The organism is Streptomyces parvulus, from assembly GCF_014648855.1.
Taxonomy (GTDB): Bacteria; Actinomycetota; Actinomycetes; order Streptomycetales; family Streptomycetaceae; genus Streptomyces; species Streptomyces parvulus.
The window spans coordinates 273,363-291,101 of the sequence record NZ_BMRX01000007.1; the positions used below are offsets into that span (position 1 = coordinate 273,363).

The following is a 17,739-nucleotide window of genomic DNA, read 5'->3' on the forward strand; positions in this document are numbered from 1 at the left end:
CCTCCCCCTCACGCGTCGTCCGCCGCCGTACGGGTCCCCGCCGCGGTCAGGGGCGGCCCGCGGCCGGGGCCTGCTCCCCCGCGAGCGTCCCCCACTTGTCCGGCCGGCCCAGCCAGGCGTCGGCCTCGGCGAGCGGCCGGAGGTCGGCCGTGGCCAGCGGCAGCAGGGGAGCCAGCCGGGCGTTCCACTCCAGGGCCGGCCGCAGCTCGGGGGGCAGCTCGTCCTCCGGGTAGATCGCGTCGGCCGGGCACGCCTCCACGCAGTTGCCGCAGTCGATGCACTCCTCGGGGTCGATCACGAGGAACGTGTCGCCCTCGCGGAAGCAGGCGACGGGGCAGTACGTGACGCACTCGGCGAACTTGCAGCGCACGCACTGCTCGGCGACGACGTGGGTCATGCGACGCCCTCCCGGGACCCGGCCGGCAGTCCGGGGTGCGCGTCCAGGAAGCCGTGTCCGGCCGCGAGCCCGGCCTCGTACGCGGCGACCAGCCCCTCGGCGGTCGCGGCCGCGTAGTCGACGCCCAGGGTCTTCAGGTCCTCCCCGGGCTTGACGACCATGACCCGCGCGCCGTCGAGCACGGTGCCGTCGGCGATCTCCTCGGAGGCGTAGAGGTCGCGGTAGAGCGGGAACGGGTCGGATCCGATCGCGATCAGCTCGCTCACGCCCCGCGCGGCGACCTCACGCGCCGGGCAGGAGCAGGTGTAGGAAGCGTCGACGTAGGCCTCCCCGTCGATCTCGGCGGGGACCGCCCAGGCATGCAGCATCCGGGTGGAGGCGTAGGCGACCGCGTCGTGGTTCTGCGGGGTCAGACGCGGGAAGCCCTCGCCCGGCTCCGCCCGCGAGGAGAAGACGACGGGAGCGAGGTTCTTCTCGACCCAGCCGCGGTCCCCGGTGAAGACGTCCCGCAGCAGCTGCTTGCCGAGCGCCTTGGCACCGGGCCCCTGGGTGGTCTCCGCGGCGGCCGCGTCGGTGACCTTGCTGGTCGCCAGCAGGTACTCCGGCGCGCCGGGGCGGAACAGGCCCTCGCGCAGGGCGGGTCCGTGCGCGGCGATGCTGTCGAGGACCACCCGGCTCATCCCCCGCTCGCCGGCGGCCGCGGCGGCACCGAGCCAGTAGTCCACGCCGACCTCGCGGGCCCGGCCGATCGCGGCGAGGCCGCAGGACAGCCCCGAGGAGGAGGCCGCGGCGTACACGTCGGCCCGCAGGCCGCGCTCCTCGAAGGCGGACAGCACCCCGTGGCCGTAGACGCCCTTGAGCATGCCGGACGCCACCACGACGCCCACCCGTCCGCCTTCCCGGGACCCGTCCCCGCCCGGGGCTCCGTCGCCGGTCACGGCCGTGCTCCCGGCCGGGCGGCGGCGGGCTCGGCGGAGGTGTCCCCCAGGAACTCGGCGTCGATCACCGAGTCGAGGTGGTCCTTGATCCACTGATTGGGTCCGGGCTGCCGGTCCGCCGCGGTCTCCGTGCCGCGGCCGGCGGGATGCGAGAGAGCTGAGAGAGCCATGTCGTCCTCCATGCGGGAGCGCTGACGGCAGGGAGATTAGCACGATCGTGCGTACAGTTTTATAGTGCGCGCGCGATGCCCTGGTATAAATATGAGCGAACGATCGTGCAGACATTATCGCTCGTGCAGACATTGCCGGCATTCCTCGTGCCGCTGTGTCCGCTGACCGACCTGGAGGCGTCCCATGGACCTCGCGACGACGGAGGCCGCCCTGGCCCCGACCACCGAGGGAGAGCGGCTGTTCGACCTCTTCCGGCGGCCCCAGGGGCGCAGCAGGACCAGGCCGGACGAGCGGGCCGCCCTGGAGAGCGCGCGCACCGGCACGGTGGACGTCGGCGGCGGCGAGGTCGTCACCTACGCCTGGGGCACCGGCGAGCGCCCCGTCCTGCTGGTGCACGGCTGGGAGTCGCGCGCGTCGCGCTACGCCAAGCTGGTCGTACGGCTCCTCGAACTCGGCCTCAGCCCGGTGTCCTTCGACGCGCCGGGGCACGGCGAGTCGGAGGGGGACGGCGCGACCCTGCTCGACTACGGCGCCGCCATCCGCGCGCTGCACCGCGCGCACGGTGGCTTCGAGGCCGTCGTGGGCCACTCCTTCGGCGCGCTGGCGCTCTTCCTGTCCCTGTCCGGGGGGCTGGAGACCCGGCGCATGGTGGCGATCAGCACGGTCCCCGACTTCGCCTACCTGGTCGACTCGTTCTGCGCCCACACGGCCCTGGACGCGCGCGGCGACGCGGAGTTGCGCGACCGCCTGGACCGCGACCTGTACCCGGGCGAGGACATGTGGACCCGCTTCTCGGTGCTGCACCACGCGCCGCGGGTGCGGTTCCCGCTGCTGCTGGTCCACGACGAGAACGACGAGGCGGTCGGCGCGGAGCAGGCGGAGCGGCTCGCCGGGGCCTTCGGGGACCGGGCGCGCCTGGTGGTCACCCGCCGGCTCGGGCACCGGCGGATCCTCGGGGCCCCCGTGGTGGTCGACACGGTCGCCCGGTTCCTCGCCGGCGGGGAGCCCACCGGCCGCTCCCCCCGGGGGGAGGCGGCGGCCCGGTGAGCGGACTGCTCGCGGGCAGGCGCGTCCTGGTGACCGGCGTCCTGCTGGAGTCCTCGATCGCCTTCCACACCGCCCGGCTCGCCCAGGAGCAGGGCGCCGAGGTGGTCCTCACCGGGCACGGCAGGCTCGGTCTCGTCGAGCGGGTCGCCCGCCGGCTGCCCGCGCCGGCGCCGCTCGTCGAGCTGGACGTCCGCGACGCGGGCCACCTGGAGAGCCTGGCCGGCCGGATCGCGGAACGGGTGGGCGCGGACGCGCGTCTCGACGGCGTCGTGCACTCCATCGCCTTCGCCCCGCAGGACGCGCTGGGCGGCGGCTTCCTCGCGACCGGCTGGGAGTCGGTGCGGACCGCGGTCGAGGTCTCCGCGTACTCCCTCAAGGCGCTGACCGTCGCCTGCCTGCCGTTGATGGAGGAACGCGGCGGGGCGGTCGTGGGCCTGGACTTCGACGCGCGCACGGCCTGGCCGGCGTACGACTGGATGGGCGTGGCCAAGTCGGCGCTGGAGGCCACCTCCCGCCACCTCGCGCGCGACCTCGGGCCGCGCGGGATCCGCTGCAACCTGGTCGCGGCCGGGCCGGTCAGCACCATGGCGGCGCGGCACATCCCCGGCTTCGACACCTTCCGCGAGATCTGGGAGACCCGCGCCCCGCTCGCCTGGGACATCCGCGACCCCGAGCCGGCCGCCCGCGCCGTCGTCGCCCTGCTGTCCGACTGGTTCCCCCGCACGACGGGGGAGATCGTGCACGTCGACGGCGGCGTGCACGCGATGGGGGCGTGAGGGCGGCCGGGGCCGCCGCCCGGGAGCGGCAGCCGCTCCTCAGGCGCTCTCGGGCAGCAGCGACGGATCGGTGACGACGGTGCGCAGCCGGCTCAGCACGGCCTTCTCCGCCTTGCCGTAGCAGGTGAAGTCGTCGTGGAGGACGGACTCGGCGTTGGCCATCTCCAGGAACGCCACCAGCTCGAAGATCAGCTGAGGGACGTCGGCGTCGTCCGCGATCTCGCCCGCAAGCTGGGCCTCGCGCGCCGTCTGCTCCAGGTACGAGAACCAGTTGACGCGGGCCGAGGCGAGCATGTCGTGGACCTTGCCCTCGCGCGCGTCGTACTCGGCGGAGGCCGAGTAGAAGAAGCAGCCGCCGGGGAAGACCCGCTCCCTGGAGTACGTGAGCCAGCCCGTGCACAGCTGCCGCAGGCGGCCGACGCCGGCCGGCAGATCGCGGGCGGGCTGGACCACGTGCTCCAGGTACACGGTGATGGCGGCGCGGATCGTCGCGAGCTGGAGGTCCTCCTTGGAGCCGAAGAGAGCGAAGACGCCGCTCTTGCTGAGCTTCAGCTCACTGGCCAGCTGGCCCATGGAAAGCGCCGCGAGGCCTTCCACCGAGGCGATCTCCACCGCACGTCTGAGGATCAGCTGACGGGTCTGGTTGCCGCGCGCGATCCGTCCGTCGGCCTGCGTTCCTGCCACGCCCATGTGCACCCACTCTCCCGGAGCCGGACTTTCTCGGCTCCATTGAGGCGTCAACAGTGTAGCGAATAAGTGGACGTGCGTGCGGTTTGGTGCGGCACCGGAAGCCGTCAGTCCAGAACGGCCGCCCGCACGTCGGTACCGTCGGCGGCGCGCCCCTGGGGGGAGACGAACTCCAGGACGGTCCGCACGACCTCCTCGTCACCGAGGATGCGCCGGTGCCCGAGCCCCTTCGTGAGCACCAGCCGCGCCCGGTCGCCGAAGGCCCCGGCGATCCTGCGGCCCTGATCCGCCCGGATCCTGGTGTCGTCCTCGTCGTGGACCACCAGGAGCGGGGCGCGCACGGTCCCGGGCATGTCCGTGAGCGAGAACGGCACCTCGTCGCGCGGCAGGTCGGGGAAGAGCCGCACCCTGATCTCGTCGTGCAGCCGGGCCTTGAGCCGGTCGCGGACGCGGAGTTCGGCGGAGAACTCCTCCACCAGGTAGTCGAAGTCGCAGACCCCGCTGATCGTGACGACCTTCCGCGCCACCACCCCGCCGCGCAGACCGAAGAACGAGCCGAGAACGCCCATGGAGTGGGCGATCAGACCGTCGAAGTCGCCGTACTCGGCGTGCAGCGCGGTGACGATGTCGCGGTAGTCGAGGATGGTCGTGCCGCGTCCGTCCGCCTCGCCGTGGGCCGGCGCGTCGAAGGCGACGACGCTGTGGCCGCGTTCGAGCAGCCCGGGGACGAAAGCGGACAGCCGCGAGGCGCGCGACTGCCATCCGTGCACCAGGAGCACCGGGCTGCCACCGTCGCCCCAGCGGTAGGTCACCGCGTGCTTGCCGCCGCCCAGCTCGACGCGGCCCACGTGCGCCTGGTCCAGGAGGGCGCGCTCGGAGGACCGGAGCCGGCCGCGCACGAGCGGCATGTGGAAGAGGGCGAAGGCGCCCTTGCCGGCGAGCCGCCCCGAGACCAGGGAGAGGGCGTTGAGGGCGGTGCTCGCGACTGCCTCGACGGGTTTCATGCTCATGGCTCCTCGCTCGCGCGTCAGGGCCTGATATATTAGCACGATCGAGCGTTCAGTTTCTCGCGAGGAGTCCACATGCCGGCCCCCATCTGGTTCGCCCCGTGGAAGCCCGGACCGGTCGCGTCCACCGGAGCCGACCAGGGGGCGCGCGGTACGGAGGGTGCGGGAGGCACGGCAGGCGCGGGAGGCGCGGCCGTCGTGAGCGTCACCGGCTTCGCCCCGCACCGCCCCTGGACCTCCGTGGGCGTCAATGTCTCCGGCGTCGCGCTGCGCCGCGGGTGGGGGGAGGTCGAGGGGGCGGTCGGGCTCTGGCTCTGGTCCGTGCCCGGCCTGCTGCGGCCGCGCTCGGGCTCGGTCTCGGTCTGGCGTGACGAGGAGGGCCTGCGGGGCTTCGTCGCCCGGCACGACCACGTGCGCATCATGCGCGCCTACCGGGACCGCGGAGCCCTGCACTCCACGACCTGGCACACCGAGCGGTTCGACCCGGACGCCACCCGGGAGGAGGCCCGCAGGGTCATCGAGGAGTGGTCCCGCGAACGGCCGGCCTCCTGACGGGGCGATGCCCCGGCACGCACTCATTTTGTCTAGACCTATTGCCCCATCCATGCCCCCCGGGCTACGTTTCCCGCTGCTCGGCGTCCTTCAAGTTTCCGTCAAGTCCCTTGATGGGCAAGGGTGGGAGGAGCAGTTCCACATGCAGGACCGGAGTCTTTCCAGGCGAACCGTTCTCGTCTCCGCGACCGCGGTCGCCGCCGGCGCGGCCGGCGTCTCGGCGGTGACGGCCGCCCCCGCGGCGGCACACCAGCGCGACCACCGCCTCAAGAAGATCATCGCCCGGATGAGCGTCGAGGCGAAGATCGGCCAGCTCTTCGTGCCGTACTTCTACGGGGCGTCCGCCACCTCCCCCAGCCAGGTCGACCAGGACCGCAACCTCAAGGAACTCGGCGTCCGCACCGTCGCCGAGCTCATCGCCAAGTACCAGGTCGGCGGCGTCATCTACTTCTCCGGCTGGACGAACAACCTCCACGACCCCCACCAGATCGCGGACCTCTCCAACGGTGTGCAGCGGGCCTCGCTCGCGCTGCCCGTCCCCGTCCCCTCCCTGATCTCCATCGACCAGGAACACGGCGTCAACGTCCGCATCGGCAGCGGGGCCACCCAGCTGCCGGGTGCGATGGCGCTCGGCGCCGGCCGCTCGCTCTCCGACGCGCGCACCGCCGGGTGGATATCGGGCACCGAACTCGCCGCCCTCGGCATCCACCAGAACTTCGCCCCCGTGGCCGACGTCAACGTCAACCCGGCCAACCCCATCATCAACGTCCGCTCCTTCGGCGCCGACGCCCGCGAGGTCGGCCGCATGGTGGGCGCGCAGGTGACGGGCTATCAGCAGGCCGGCGTCGTGGCCTGCGCCAAGCACTTCCCGGGCCACGGGGACACCGGGGAGGACAGTCACACCGGGCTGCCGGTGATCACCCACACCCGGGAGGAGTGGGAGCGCATCGACGCCCCGCCCTTCCGGGCCGCGATCGCCGCCGGCGTCGACTCGATCATGACCGCGCACCTCCAGGTCCCCGCGCTCGACCCCAGCAACGAACCCGCCACCCTGTCGCCGACGATCCTCCAGGACGTGCTGCGCGGCGAACTCGGCTTCGACGGAGTGATCGTCACCGACGCCCTCAACATGCAGGGCGTGCGCACCAAGTACGGCGACGACCGCGTGCCCGTCCTCGCCCTCAAGGCCGGGGCCGACCAGCTGCTCTTCCCCCCGAGCATCGACGTCGCCTACAACGGCGTCCTGGCCGCCGTCCGCACCGGAGAGATCACCGAGGACCGCCTCGACGCGTCGGTCCTGCGCATTCTGCGGGTCAAGGAGAAGGCGGGCCTGCTCAGCGGCACCCCCTTCGTCTCCCGCCGGGACGTCGACCGGGTCGTCGGCTCCCGCCGGCACCGGCTCACCGCCGCCCGGATCGCCGAGCGCACCACCACCCTGCTCGTCAACGAGGACGGCGCGCTCCCGCTGCGCCGCGGCCGGGGCAAGCTCCTCGTGGTCGGCGCCAGCCCGGCCTTCCCGACCGACGACACCCGCACCACGGTGCCCGAACTGGCCAAGGCCTTCGACGAACTGGGCTACCGCACCACCCACCTCGCCACCGGCCGGACGCCCGACGCGGCGAAGATCGACGAGGCCGTGGCCGCCGCGCGGGGGCGGGACGCCGTGGTGGTGACCACCGACAACGTCGGTGCCACCAGCACCCAGCGCACCCTGGTGTCCCGACTGCTCGCGACCGGCGTCCCCGTCGTCCACCTCGCGGTGCGCAACCCCTACGACATCGCCCACCTCGGCGACGTCCCGGCCTCGCTGGCCTCCTACTGCTGGACCGAGGTCGAACTGCGCGCCGCGGCCCGGGTGATCGCCGGCCGGGTCGGCCCGCGAGGCAGGCTGCCCGTCCCCGTCCAGCGGGCCGACGACCCGTCCAGGGTCCTCTTCCGCACCGGGCACGGCCTGTCCTACGACGACTGAGTCCGCCGGTCCGACGGGGCGAGCGGCGTCCGGTGCTCCCCGGCTGGGGGGCCGGGCGCCGCTCGGTGGCGTCGTCCTGTGGGGAAGGCTCAGCCCGCGGCGCCGTCGAGGAGGCGGTGGTAGCGCAGCCGCAGGGCCCGCTCCGTGCTGGCCGCCACCGTGACCAGGCCGACCGCGGTGTTGGCCCAGGCGGGCAGGTCGACGGGCGCGGTGAAGGTCCCGCCGACGTGCCGGGCGATCTCCTGCGGCCGGGTGACCTGTTCGGCGAGCTGCGTGACGACGAGGAACAGCCCCGCCACGAGCACCGCCGCCGAGAGGACGCCCACGACGCGGCCGGCCACCGGGTGTTCGCGGTCGAAGTGGGCGCGGCGCCCCTCGGCCGAGTCCCGGTCGGGGACGAGCTGGTACTCGGCTCCCGCGTCGGTGACGTAGTGGCAGCGCTTGAGTCCGAACTCGCTCCTGCGCACCTCCACGACACCGCCCGGGACGGGGAAGGCCGCGGGGAGCCGCGACGCTGCGTGCTGCCTGCCGTCGAGGTACAGGTGGGCCCAGACCCTGCCGGAGTCGTCGCTCCTGCCGTGCCTGACGTCGACGGCGTAGACGCTCGAGCCGCCGTCGCCGTTCGGCAGCCGGAGGTAGAACAGGGCCCGGAACGGCAGCTGCCACCACCGGAAGCGCTTCAGCTCCCGTCCGTCCCCGGGCTCGACCCGCCGCACGGCCCGCCGACGGCGCGCGTCCTCGAACATGCCTCCCACTCCTTCTGCCTCCCGGCCGCTCCGCCTTCTCGGTCGTCCGGTACGTGAAGCAGTCTGTTCGCGCGCACCGCGCCGCACATCGGCCCGGCGGACCGGCTCGCACTGGACCGTGGGAGAGGCCGGGATTCGACTTTGGTCTAAGGCTCCTCGGTCCTTCGGCCGACCCGCCGGCCGTGCGGGCTCGCGATAATGAGCAGGTGAACACGGACATCGCGCCACGGCTCGGGTGGTGGCAGCAGACCTGGCGGCTCGCGGGCGCCGCGGCCATCGGCCTGGTGCTCTGGATGGCGACCGGCGTGGCGGTGTCGAACGGGCCGGCGGGCGAGCCGAGCCCCTGGTTCTTCATCGGCGATCCGCTGGTGGCCGCGGGGTGCCTGACAGCGCTGGTATGGCGACGCCGGTTCCCGCTCCCCGTCGCGCTGGGCGTCACGATCGTCGCGACCGTGTCGGTCCTGTCGACCGGGGCATCGCTGCTGGCCCTGGCGTCGGTGGCCACCCGCCGCCGTCCGGTGGAGATCGGGATCGTCGTGGTGGGCCACGTCGCCGCCTCGCAGTTCGGCGTGGAGCTCTACCCGGTCGACAATCCTCCCGGCGCCTTCTGGTACCAGCTCGCAACGCCGTTCCTGACCGCGGGCATCGCCGTGGCCATGGGCATGGCCGTGGGGGCGCGGCGCATGGAGGTGCGGTCGCTGCGGGAGCGGGCGGAGAGCGCGGAGCGGGAGCAGTCCGCGCGGGCCGCGCAGGCACGGGCGCTGGAACGCAACCGCATCGCCCGCGAGATGCACGACGTCCTCGCGCACCGGATCTCCCTGGTCGCCATGCAGGCCGGAGTGCTGGACCACCGCCGGGACCTCAAGGCGGAGGAGAACCGCGTCCTGGTCCGCGGCATCGCGGAGGGCTCCCACCTCGCCCTGGAGGAGCTGCGGGACGTCCTCGGCGTGCTCCGGGCCGACCCCGGTCTCCCCGAACCGCCGCAGCCCTCCCTGGAAGGGGTGCCCGAACTGGTGGCCGACGCCCGCGCCTCCGGGCTGGACGTGTCGCTCACCAGCACCGTCACGGGAACGCCGCCGGACGTGGTCGGCCGCACCTGCTACCGGGTCGTCCAGGAGGGGCTGACCAACGCCGCCAAGCACGCCCCGGACGCCCGCATCCGCGTCGGCCTCGAAGGGGCGGCGGGCGGCGGGCTCCAGGTGAGCATCCGCAACTCCCCGTCGGCCGCGCGGGCCGCGAAGCCGCCGTCGTCGGGGTTCGGTCTGCTCGGTCTCGGCGAGCGGGTCGACCTCGCCGGCGGGGAACTGTGCCACCACCGCACACCGGACGGCGGCTATCTCCTCACCGCACGACTACCCTGGCCGAACCCCACGCACGAAAAGAGAACATGAGTGGACAGCGAGCGGGAGCCGGTGCGTGTCGTCATCGTCGACGACGAGCAACTGGTGCGCATGGCGCTGCGGCTGGTCATCGACGGCGAACCGGACCTGTCCGTCGTCGCCGAGGCGGCCGACGGGGACGCCGCGATCTCGGTGGTGGACGAGCACCGTCCCGACGTGGTGCTGATGGACGTGCGGATGCCGGGCCGCGACGGGCTCAGCGCGACCCGTGAGCTGCTGAGCAGGCCGTCACCGCCGCGGGTGCTGATCCTCACCACGTTCGACTCCGACGACCTCGTGCTGGGCGCCCTGCGCACCGGAGCGCTCGGGTTCGTCCTCAAGGACACCCAGCCCCCGCAACTCCTGGAGGCGGTACGGTCCGTGGCGGACGGCAACCCGGTCCTGTCGCCGGCGGCCACCGCCCGGGTGATCGCCGCGGCCACCGGTCCGCGGTCCTCGCACGCCCGCGACTCCTCGCGCGACGCCGCCCGCAAGCAGCTGGCCGCGCTGACCGAACGGGAACTCGACACGGCCCGCGCCATCGCGGACGGGCTGGGCAACCCGGAGATCGCCCGGCGGTTGGGCATCGGCGTGGCGACCGTGAAGGCGCACACGGGCAGCCTGTTCGCCAAGCTGGCGGTCGAGAACCGGGTGCAGATCGCCCTCCTGGTGCGGGACGCCGAGGTGTGAGCCCCCGCGGCCGCGTCAGAGGTCGTCGGACGCGCCGAGGCCGGTGAGGGCGCCCACGGGGTCGAGGTCGGGGGTGCCGCGCGGCCACCAGTCCTCCCGGCCGGGCTCCGACTCGTAGGCGTACCAGAGCCCGGTGCGGCCGAGGCGGAGCTGGACGTGGCCGCGGGGGTGGGTGAGGCGGTTGCGCCAGGGCCGGAACGCGGGCAGGTCCGCGGCGAGCAGCAGCGGCCGGGCGCGGTCGAAGCGACCGGCCGGCGGATCCCACGCCGCCTCCAGTACGTCCAGTGCCTCGGGGCCGCCCTGCCGCCAGGCCGCCACGGCGCGGGCCAGGTCGGCCTGGTCACGGCCGGCCGCGCGGGCCAGTGAGGCGTAGAGCGCCCGGGTGCCCGCGGTGAGACCGGAGCCGGGGCGGGCCGCGGCGAGCCGGGCGGCGTCCTGCCACAGCGTGAGACCGCCCACCGGGTCCCGGCCGGTGCTGAGCAGGGCGTGGGCGCGGGCGGCGGCGTCGGTGGCCAGCTGATCGAGCGCGAAGGGGTCGGGGCCGCCCGGCGCCGCCGGGTAGGCCGGGGGCTGCTCCGGATGCGGGGGGGGGGACAGGGGGGCCGGGAGGGGCGGGAGAGGCCGCCCGTCGAGTACGGCGCTTGCCCGCACGCCGGGCAGCGGAGCGGGACCGCGGTCCTGGGCGGCCCGTGCGGCACGGGTCGCGTTCAGCCGGGACAGGGCGTCGAGCAGCGCGCGTTCGCCCCGGCCGCGGAGCAGGAGCAGGACGAAGGGGTCGGCGTCGAGGAGCCGCGCCGTCTGGTAGCAGAGCGCTGCGGCGTGCTTGCAGGGGCGCCCCGAGTCGGGGCAGCTGCACCGGGGCGCGAGGTCGCCGGGGCCGGGGAGCAGCGGCACGCCGCAGTCGGCCAGGGTGTGCGGCAGCTCCCCGTCGAGGAGCGCGGCGATGTGCCCGGGCCGCTCGACGGCCGCGTCCAGGAACCGCTGCCAGTCGTCGTCGCCCAGGGTGCGCAACCGCACCTGCACCCGGTACGGCCGCGGCCGGCTGCCCTGTACGTAGGCGAGGACCAGTCCGGGCGTCACGGTGACGGCGTCGACGTGGCCCTGCTCGGCATAGCCGCGTCCCCGCGCGAGCCGGGCGGCGTCCAGGGCGCCCTCCTCCAGCGCGGTCACCCATGCGTTTCCCCACCAGGTGGCGGCGAGGCCTTCGTCCGCCGCGCGGGGCGGGAGCGCGGGGAACGTGCGCCGCAGGTCGCCGTCACGGTCCGGGGCGGCCATCGAGCGGGGGGTGGTGCGAGGGGTCGTGAAGGGGGCGGCCGGGGCGGGAGGGGTCGGGGCGGGGCGGGCCGGGGCCTGGTGGGAGGGGCGGCCGTCGGTGGGGGGTGGTGAGGTGTCGTGCGGTGGCGGGGCCTCGTGCGGGCGCGTCCGGTGCCGGGGTGGCTGCGGGTCTTGTGGTGACGTGGACGCGGGGCGGGGCTCCCCGACGGAAGTGGGGACCTCTGCGGGGCCGGGGACGGCAGAGGTGCGGGGCTCCCCGAGGGAAGGGGGCACCTCTGCGGGGCCGGGTACGGCAGAGGTGCGGGGCTCCCCGAGGGAAGGGGGCACCTCTGCCGGGCCGGGGGCGGCACCGGGTACGGGCGTCGCGTCGGCGGGCGTGCGCGGGGACCGGCCGGCCGACTCGTCGGGCGCCGAAGGGCACTCGGCGCCCTCCTGGGATACCGGACGCTGCTCCTCGCCGGCCGGGGTCTGCTCATCGGGGTCCGTCTCCGGCGGCAGCCGGAAGGCGTCCGCGGCGAAGTCCCGTACGGCACGGGCGCGTGCACGGGCGTCGGCGGCCCGCGGATCGCCGGTGGTGAGGGGCCTGGGGTTCCGGGGAGGCGAGGGGCGTCGCCCGGGGCCCGCCTTCCCGTCCGCCGCGTCCGCGCGGGCCTGCCGTCGAGCCGCGCGCAGGGCCTCCCGCGCCACGTCTCCCGGGCGGCCCTCGCCGACGGCCGGGGTTTCCGCGCCCTCCGGCTCTGCGTCGTGCGCCTCTGTGTCCTCCGTCTCTGCGGTCGGCTTCCCCTCGCCGTGGGTTGATGTCCCGTCAGGTCGGTCATCCGTGGCCGGGACGCGGTCGCCCTCGCGGTCCTCCTCGGGGCCGGACGCGGCGTGGGCGGCCGTCTCCTCGGGGGCACCGGCATCCGCGTCCGGCCTCGCGTGGCGCGTGTCGCGCAGCGCCGCACGAGCGAGGTCGGCGGGACGCGCGGGGCGCTTCTCGTCGAGGTCGTCGCCGGGGCCTTGGTCGCGCGACCGCGCGGTGTCGCGGGCCCGCGTGCCGGGCTCCGGCCCGGTGGCGACCCCGGAGCCGGTGTCCTCGGGGGTGTCCGTCGGAACGTCCGGGGTCGACTCGCCGCGCAGCCGGGCCTCGCGCAGGGCGCGGCGGGCCTCGTCGGCGGGGCGGGGGGTCATGCCGGCCTCCGCAGGGACACCAGGTCGGACAGCTCACGGGCCGTCAGCTCCGTGAGGGCCGACTCGCCGGAGCCGAGGATCGCGTCGGCCAGCGCCCGCTTGGACTGGAGCATCTCGGCGATCCGGTCCTCGACCGTGCCCTCGGTGATGAGGCGGTGCACCTGGACCGGCTGGGTCTGCCCGATGCGGTAGGCGCGGTCGGTGGCCTGCTCCTCGACGGCCGGATTCCACCAGCGGTCGAAGTGCACGACGTGGCCCGCGCGGGTGAGGTTCAGGCCGGTGCCCGCGGCCTTGAGGGACAGCACGAGGACGGGCGTCGCGCCGCTCTGGAAGCGGTCCACCATGCGCTCGCGCTCCGGCACCGGTGTACCGCCGTGGAGGAGGTCGACGGGGACGGCGCGCGCGGCCAGGTGGGCGGTGATGAGGCGGGCCATGCCGACGTACTGCGTGAAGACGAGGACCGAACCGTCCTCGGCGAGCACCGTGTCCAACAGCTCGTCCAGCAGGGCCAGTTTGCCCGAGCGGTCGGTCATGCGGTCGGTGCCGCCCCCGCCCGGGGTGCCCGGCGCATGCTCCTCCTTGAGGAAGAGCGCGGGGTGGTCGCAGATCTGCTTGAGCGAGGTCAGGAGCTTGAGGACGAGGCCGCGACGGCCGATGCCCTCGGCCTCCTCGATGGCGAGCATCGACTCGCGCACCACCGCCTCGTACAGCGCGGCCTGTTCGCGGGTGAGGGGGACGGGGTGGTCCGTCTCGGTCTTCGGCGGCAGCTCGGGGACGATGCCCGGGTCGGACTTCTTGCGGCGGAGCAGGAAGGGGCGGATCAGCCGGGCGAGGCGCGCCACCGCCTCCTCGTCCTCGCCGTTCTCCACCGCGCGGGCGTGGCGGGCGCGGAAGGACTTGAGGGGGCCGAGGAGTCCCGGGGTGGTCCAGTCGAGCAGGGCCCACAGCTCGGAGAGGTTGTTCTCCACCGGGGTGCCGGTCAGGGCCACGCGCGCGGGGGACGGGATGGTGCGCAGGGCCTTCGCCGTCGCCGAGTACGGGTTCTTGACGTGCTGTGCCTCGTCGGCGACGACCATGCCCCAGGGGCGTTCGGCGAGGTCCGGGGCGGCGGACCGCATCGTGCCGTAGGTGGTGAGCACGAACCCGCCGGCCAGGCCGTCGAGCGTGCGGTCGGCGCCGTGGAAGCGGCGGACGGGGACGCCGGGCGCGAAGCGGGTGATCTCCCGCTGCCAGTTGCCCAGCAGTGAGGCCGGGCAGACCACCAGGGTGGGCTCGGTCCGGGCCCTCTTGAGGTGCAGGGCGATGACGGTGACCGTCTTGCCGAGGCCCATGTCGTCGGCGAGGCAGCCGCCGAGGCCGAGGGAGGTCATGAGGTCGAGCCAGGCCAGTCCGCGCAGCTGGTAGTCGCGGAGGGTGGCGTGCAGGCCGGGCGGTGGTTCGGCGGGGCGCACGCCCGCGGTGAGCCGGTCGCGCAGGGCGGCCAGCGCGCCGACCGGCACCACGTCGACGGTCTCGCCGTCGGCCTCGGCGCTGCCGGTGAGGGCGACCGAGAGGGCGTCGACCGGGTCGAGCAGGCCCAGGTCGCGCTTGCGGGCGCGGCGGACCAGCTCCGGGTCGACCAGCACCCACCGGTCGCGCAGCCGGACGACGGGTCGGTGGGCCTCGGCGAGGCCGTCCATCTCGGCCTCGGTGAGCGGGTCCCCGCCGATCGCCAGCTGCCAGCGGAACTGGAGGAGGTCCTCGCTCTCGAAGAAGCCGGTGCCGTCCGTCGCCGAGCCCGGCGCGTTCCTGACCACGGCGGTCGCGGTGAGGTCCTGGGCCAGGTCGCGGGGCCAGTGCACGGCGACGCCGGCCGCGGCGAGCCGGCCCGCCGCCACGCCGAGCAGGTCGGTGACCTCCTCCTCGGACAGCCCGAGGACGTCGGGCACGTCCTGCTCGGCGAGGCGGTCGAGCGGCGGCCAGACCCGGGCCGCCCGGCGCACCCCGAGGGCGGCGTCCACGCGCGCGCGGGGGCCGAAGGCCGCGTCGGCCTCCCCCGACCACAGGTCGGCGGCGTCGGCGACCAGGGTGGGGTCGGCGAGGCTGTGCACCTGGACGATCGCGGCGCCGGCGCTGCGCACGCCGCCGCCCTCCGGACCGGTGGCGTCCCGGTCGAAGAGGTCGTACGCCGACAGGTCCAGGCGCAGGGAGATCCGCACGCCCGCGTCCATCCCGGCGGCGACCTCGGCGGCCCAGTCGTGGGCGCCGGGCAGGTGCCGGCCCTCGCGGGCGGCGAAGGGGCGGCCCGAGGCGTGGGGGGCGGCCGGGGTGCGGGGCAGGGTGTCGGCGACGGCGTCGAGGAAGGCGCGGACCAGCGCCTCCGGCTCGGGCAGCCGGATCGGGCCCGGCGCGTCCAGTGGCACCGCGTGGCCCTCCGGGGGCAGGGCGGCGGCCACGGCGCGCAGGTGCGCGATGTCGTCGGAGTCCAGCGGTCCCGCGCGCCAGGCGTCGTGTCCGGTCGCGGTGAGGCCGGGCAGCAGCCGCCCGCGCGCGATGAGCCGCAGCGCGTGCAGGGCCGCCGCTCCCCAGCAGGCGGTCGCCGGGTGGGCGGCCGGGTCGTGCCGCGCCCGCACCAGGAGGGGCAGGGCCTCGCCGAGCGGCAGGGACAGCGCGCGTGCCGTGCCGCGCCGCACGCCTGAGCCGTGCCGCCGCACGACCGTGAGTTCCGTGACGTCCGTGGGGTCCGCGGGCCCCGACGGGTCGGTCGGGTCGGCGGAGTACGTCCCGGGCGCGGGGCCGTCTGCCCCGGGTCCGGGGTGCGGGCCGTCGTCCGGTGCCGGGGCGTGCGCGGAGAAGGTGTCGCCGTCCGCGCGTCCGTCCGGGTCCCAGAAGGCGATCCGGGCGTCGCGCGGGAGGGGCGCGGGCAGGAAGACGGCCGCCAGCCGGAGCGGGACGGAGGGCGGGGGGTCGGTCCGCCCGCTCGTCCGCCGCCACTCCCCCGCGCGTCCGGAGACGGTCGTCTCCGCCAGTGCCGTGTCGCCCATACGTCCTGTCACCTCCCGCCCGCCTGCCCGATCAGCTGTCTTCGACTCTACGGGCGGGGTCTGACAATCGGCCCCGGACGGCTCCCGGGCGCGTGCGGGACGCCTGCGCCGGTCAGGGAACGGTGCGCGAGACGACGTACACCATCGGGTAATCCGGGTCGTCCAGGTCCACGACGACGTCCTGGGTCGGGGCCGGGTTCCGCTGCTCGTTGACCACGCCCCACCAGGTGCTGGACGACCGGAAGTTCCAGCCTGTGACCCGCTGGGCCCGGTCGCTGATGGCGATCCGGTCCTTCTGCAGCGCGTCCCGGTCGAGGCCCAGCCCGGCCAGGAAGGCGTCCAGGCCGGCGTTGGTGGTCTGGAACTGGACGTAGAGGCGGCTGGTCTTCCAGTTGTTCGTCTCGTAGTACGCGATCTTCTCCGAGGGCACCGGGACGGGCAGCTCGTAGATGCGCCGCTGGAGCTTGGACGGCCAGCCCCGCGTCATGCCGGTCGCCGCGTACTTCGCCTCCTTCTCCCGGCCGCTGTCGCGGCTCTGGTTGGCGGAGATCACGAGGTAGCCGGCGGGGACGCCGATGAGCAGCACGATGGTGAGCAGGGTCAGCGCGCGCCGCCGGATCATGTGCCGGCGGTCCTCGCCCGGGGGCCCGTGGTCCTCCGGGGTTCCGGCCTGGTGGGGCAGGGTCTCGGTCACAGCGACTCCCCTGAGGTGCGGCGGGACTCGGCGTACCGCTCGTAGCGCTCGTACCGCTCCACGCGGCGCCGCTTGGCGCGGCGGAACCGGCGGGCGACCAGGCGGGCCAGGTCGGCGGCGCCCACCATACCGGCCTCGGGGCCCAGCTGGGCGCGGACGATGCGGGCCTCGGGGCGGTAGCCGCGGCCGGTCAGCTGGCGCTTGAAGGCGTCGCGCGCGGGGCCGATGAGCAGGTCGTCCGCGGCGCTGACGCCGCCGCCGATCACGAAGCAGGAGGGGTCGAGGGCGGCGGCCAGGTTGGCGATGCCGACGCCGAGCCACTGGCCGATGTCCTGGAGCAGCTCGACGCACATGGCGTCGCCCTCGCGGGCCAGCTCCGTGATCATCGGGCCGGTGATGTCGCCGATGCTGCCCTTGACGTGCTCGATGATCCCGTACGCCACCGGCGAGTCGGCCGCGGCCAGCTCGCGTGCCTCCCTGACCAGGGCGTTCCCGGAGCTGTACTGCTCCCAGCAGCCGCGGTTGCCGCACGGGCAGCGGTGGCCGCCGGGCACCACCTGCATGTGCCCGAACTCGCCCGCGACCCCGTACTTGCCCCGCTTGACCTGGCCGTCCTCCAGGATCGCGCCGCCGATGCCGGTGCCCAGGGTGATCATGACGAGGTGGTCCTCGCCGCGGCCGGCGCCGAAGCGCCACTCGGCCCAGGCGGCGGTGTTGGCGTCGTTGTCCACCAGGACGGGCACCGCGAGGCGGCCGGCGATGCGGTCGCGCAGCGGCTCGTTGCGCCAGGACAGGTGCGGTGCGAAGAGCACGCGGTTGCGGTCGGCGTCGACCCAGCCGGCCGCGCCGATGCCGACGGCGTGGACGTCGTGCCGGTCGGAGAGGTCCAGGACCAGCTCGACGATGGTGTCCTCGACCACCTTGGGGCTCTTGGACTTGTCCGGCGTCTCCGTGCGCAGGCGCTCCAGGATGTTGCCGTCGGCGTCGACGACGCCCGCCATCACCTTCGTGCCGCCGATGTCGATGCCGACCGTGGGGACGCGGGGCGCCGTCAGGTGCGAGCGGCGTTCCCTCGTGCCCACGGTGCGCAGGACCGGGGCGCGGCGGGAACCGATGGGGGCGGTGAAGTCGCGGTAGGTGCTCATCGGGTGCGATTGTGCCGCACGGCTCCGCCGGGTGCCGAATGGGACGGGGGTGGCGTGACCGGTTCGTCGCCGG

At 74.8% G+C, this 17,739-nt stretch carries 16 protein-coding genes; 6 read left to right on the forward strand and 10 right to left on the reverse strand.

Features of this window, described 5'->3' with window-relative positions; all coding sequences use genetic code 11:
* Positions 1 to 46: 46 nt before the first annotated feature.
* The 3 genes from IE108_RS15430 to IE108_RS15440 are packed head-to-tail and all read right to left on the reverse strand — an operon-like array spanning position 47 to position 1,505.
* Entirely contained in the window at positions 47 to 397 is a 351-nt protein-coding gene (locus IE108_RS15430) for a ferredoxin family protein (protein WP_064730542.1), read from the reverse strand.
* The gene (locus IE108_RS15435; RefSeq protein ID WP_064730541.1) at positions 394 to 1,335 is read right to left on the reverse strand and encodes a patatin-like phospholipase family protein; all 942 of its coding nucleotides are present in this window, start codon (positions 1,333 to 1,335) and stop codon (positions 394 to 396) included. Before IE108_RS15435 ends, IE108_RS15430 begins: the two co-directional genes overlap by 4 nt.
* Positions 1,332 to 1,505 (reverse strand): hypothetical protein, encoded by a 174-nt coding sequence (locus IE108_RS15440; RefSeq protein WP_159394636.1) that lies wholly within the window; start codon positions 1,503 to 1,505, stop codon positions 1,332 to 1,334. Before IE108_RS15440 ends, IE108_RS15435 begins: the two co-directional genes overlap by 4 nt.
* Positions 1,506 to 1,689: 184 nt before the next feature.
* Between IE108_RS15440 and IE108_RS15445 the strand changes: the two genes are divergently transcribed.
* Both IE108_RS15445 and fabI read left to right on the forward strand, forming a co-directional pair.
* Entirely contained in the window at positions 1,690 to 2,553 is an 864-nt protein-coding gene (locus IE108_RS15445) for an alpha/beta hydrolase (protein ID WP_064730539.1), read from the forward strand.
* Positions 2,550 to 3,329 (forward strand): enoyl-ACP reductase FabI, encoded by a 780-nt coding sequence (gene fabI / locus IE108_RS15450; protein WP_064730538.1) that lies wholly within the window; start codon positions 2,550 to 2,552, stop codon positions 3,327 to 3,329. The genes IE108_RS15445 and fabI overlap by 4 nt, the downstream gene beginning before the upstream one ends.
* A 39-nt stretch (positions 3,330 to 3,368) precedes the next feature.
* On the opposite strand, the gene IE108_RS15455 is transcribed toward fabI, so the two are convergent.
* Together IE108_RS15455 and IE108_RS15460 are read right to left on the reverse strand one after the other, a co-directional pair.
* Positions 3,369 to 4,013, reverse strand: coding sequence for a TetR/AcrR family transcriptional regulator (locus IE108_RS15455; RefSeq protein WP_107420501.1), 645 nt, complete (start codon positions 4,011 to 4,013; stop codon positions 3,369 to 3,371).
* Positions 4,014 to 4,123: 110 nt separating this feature from the next.
* Positions 4,124 to 5,026 (reverse strand): alpha/beta hydrolase, encoded by a 903-nt coding sequence (locus tag IE108_RS15460; protein WP_079163716.1) that lies wholly within the window; start codon positions 5,024 to 5,026, stop codon positions 4,124 to 4,126.
* Positions 5,027 to 5,098: 72 nt separating this feature from the next.
* Here IE108_RS15460 and IE108_RS15465 point away from each other — a divergent pair, with 72 nt between their 5' ends.
* Together IE108_RS15465 and IE108_RS15470 are read left to right on the forward strand one after the other, a co-directional pair.
* Complete coding sequence (locus IE108_RS15465) at positions 5,099 to 5,575, forward strand: hypothetical protein (protein ID WP_064730536.1); 477 nt, start codon at positions 5,099 to 5,101, stop codon at positions 5,573 to 5,575.
* A gap of 142 nt (positions 5,576 to 5,717) precedes the next feature.
* Positions 5,718 to 7,544: a glycoside hydrolase family 3 protein gene (locus IE108_RS15470; RefSeq protein ID WP_064730535.1), complete on the forward strand. Its 1,827-nt coding sequence runs from the start codon at positions 5,718 to 5,720 to the stop codon at positions 7,542 to 7,544.
* A gap of 89 nt (positions 7,545 to 7,633) precedes the next feature.
* Here the strand turns inward: IE108_RS15470 and IE108_RS15475 are convergent, their stop codons facing one another.
* Positions 7,634 to 8,290, reverse strand: coding sequence for a hypothetical protein (locus tag IE108_RS15475; RefSeq protein WP_064730534.1), 657 nt, complete (start codon positions 8,288 to 8,290; stop codon positions 7,634 to 7,636).
* 206 nt (positions 8,291 to 8,496) lie between these two features.
* Between IE108_RS15475 and IE108_RS15480 the strand changes: the two genes are divergently transcribed.
* Complete coding sequence (locus tag IE108_RS15480) at positions 8,497 to 9,681, forward strand: sensor histidine kinase (protein ID WP_064730533.1); 1,185 nt, start codon at positions 8,497 to 8,499, stop codon at positions 9,679 to 9,681.
* Entirely contained in the window at positions 9,682 to 10,359 is a 678-nt protein-coding gene (locus IE108_RS15485; protein WP_064730532.1) for a response regulator, read from the forward strand. It begins immediately after the preceding gene.
* Positions 10,360 to 10,374: 15 nt separating this feature from the next.
* Here the strand turns inward: IE108_RS15485 and IE108_RS34825 are convergent, their stop codons facing one another.
* The 4 genes from IE108_RS34825 to IE108_RS15505 form a co-directional block, all read right to left on the reverse strand.
* Positions 10,375 to 12,804: an SWIM zinc finger family protein gene (locus IE108_RS34825; protein ID WP_229851838.1), complete on the reverse strand. Its 2,430-nt coding sequence runs from the start codon at positions 12,802 to 12,804 to the stop codon at positions 10,375 to 10,377.
* Positions 12,801 to 15,827: an SCO1167/SCO6262 family helicase gene (locus IE108_RS15495; RefSeq protein ID WP_064730531.1), complete on the reverse strand. Its 3,027-nt coding sequence runs from the start codon at positions 15,825 to 15,827 to the stop codon at positions 12,801 to 12,803. Before IE108_RS15495 ends, IE108_RS34825 begins: the two co-directional genes overlap by 4 nt.
* 112 nt (positions 15,828 to 15,939) lie before the next feature.
* Positions 15,940 to 16,521, reverse strand: a complete 582-nt coding sequence (locus tag IE108_RS15500; RefSeq protein ID WP_064730530.1) for a hypothetical protein — start codon at positions 16,519 to 16,521, stop codon at positions 15,940 to 15,942.
* A complete protein-coding gene (locus tag IE108_RS15505) occupies positions 16,518 to 17,666 on the reverse strand; it encodes an ROK family glucokinase (RefSeq protein WP_064730529.1) in 1,149 nt (382 codons plus the stop codon). The genes IE108_RS15500 and IE108_RS15505 overlap by 4 nt, the downstream gene beginning before the upstream one ends.
* Positions 17,667 to 17,739 lie beyond the last annotated feature (73 nt).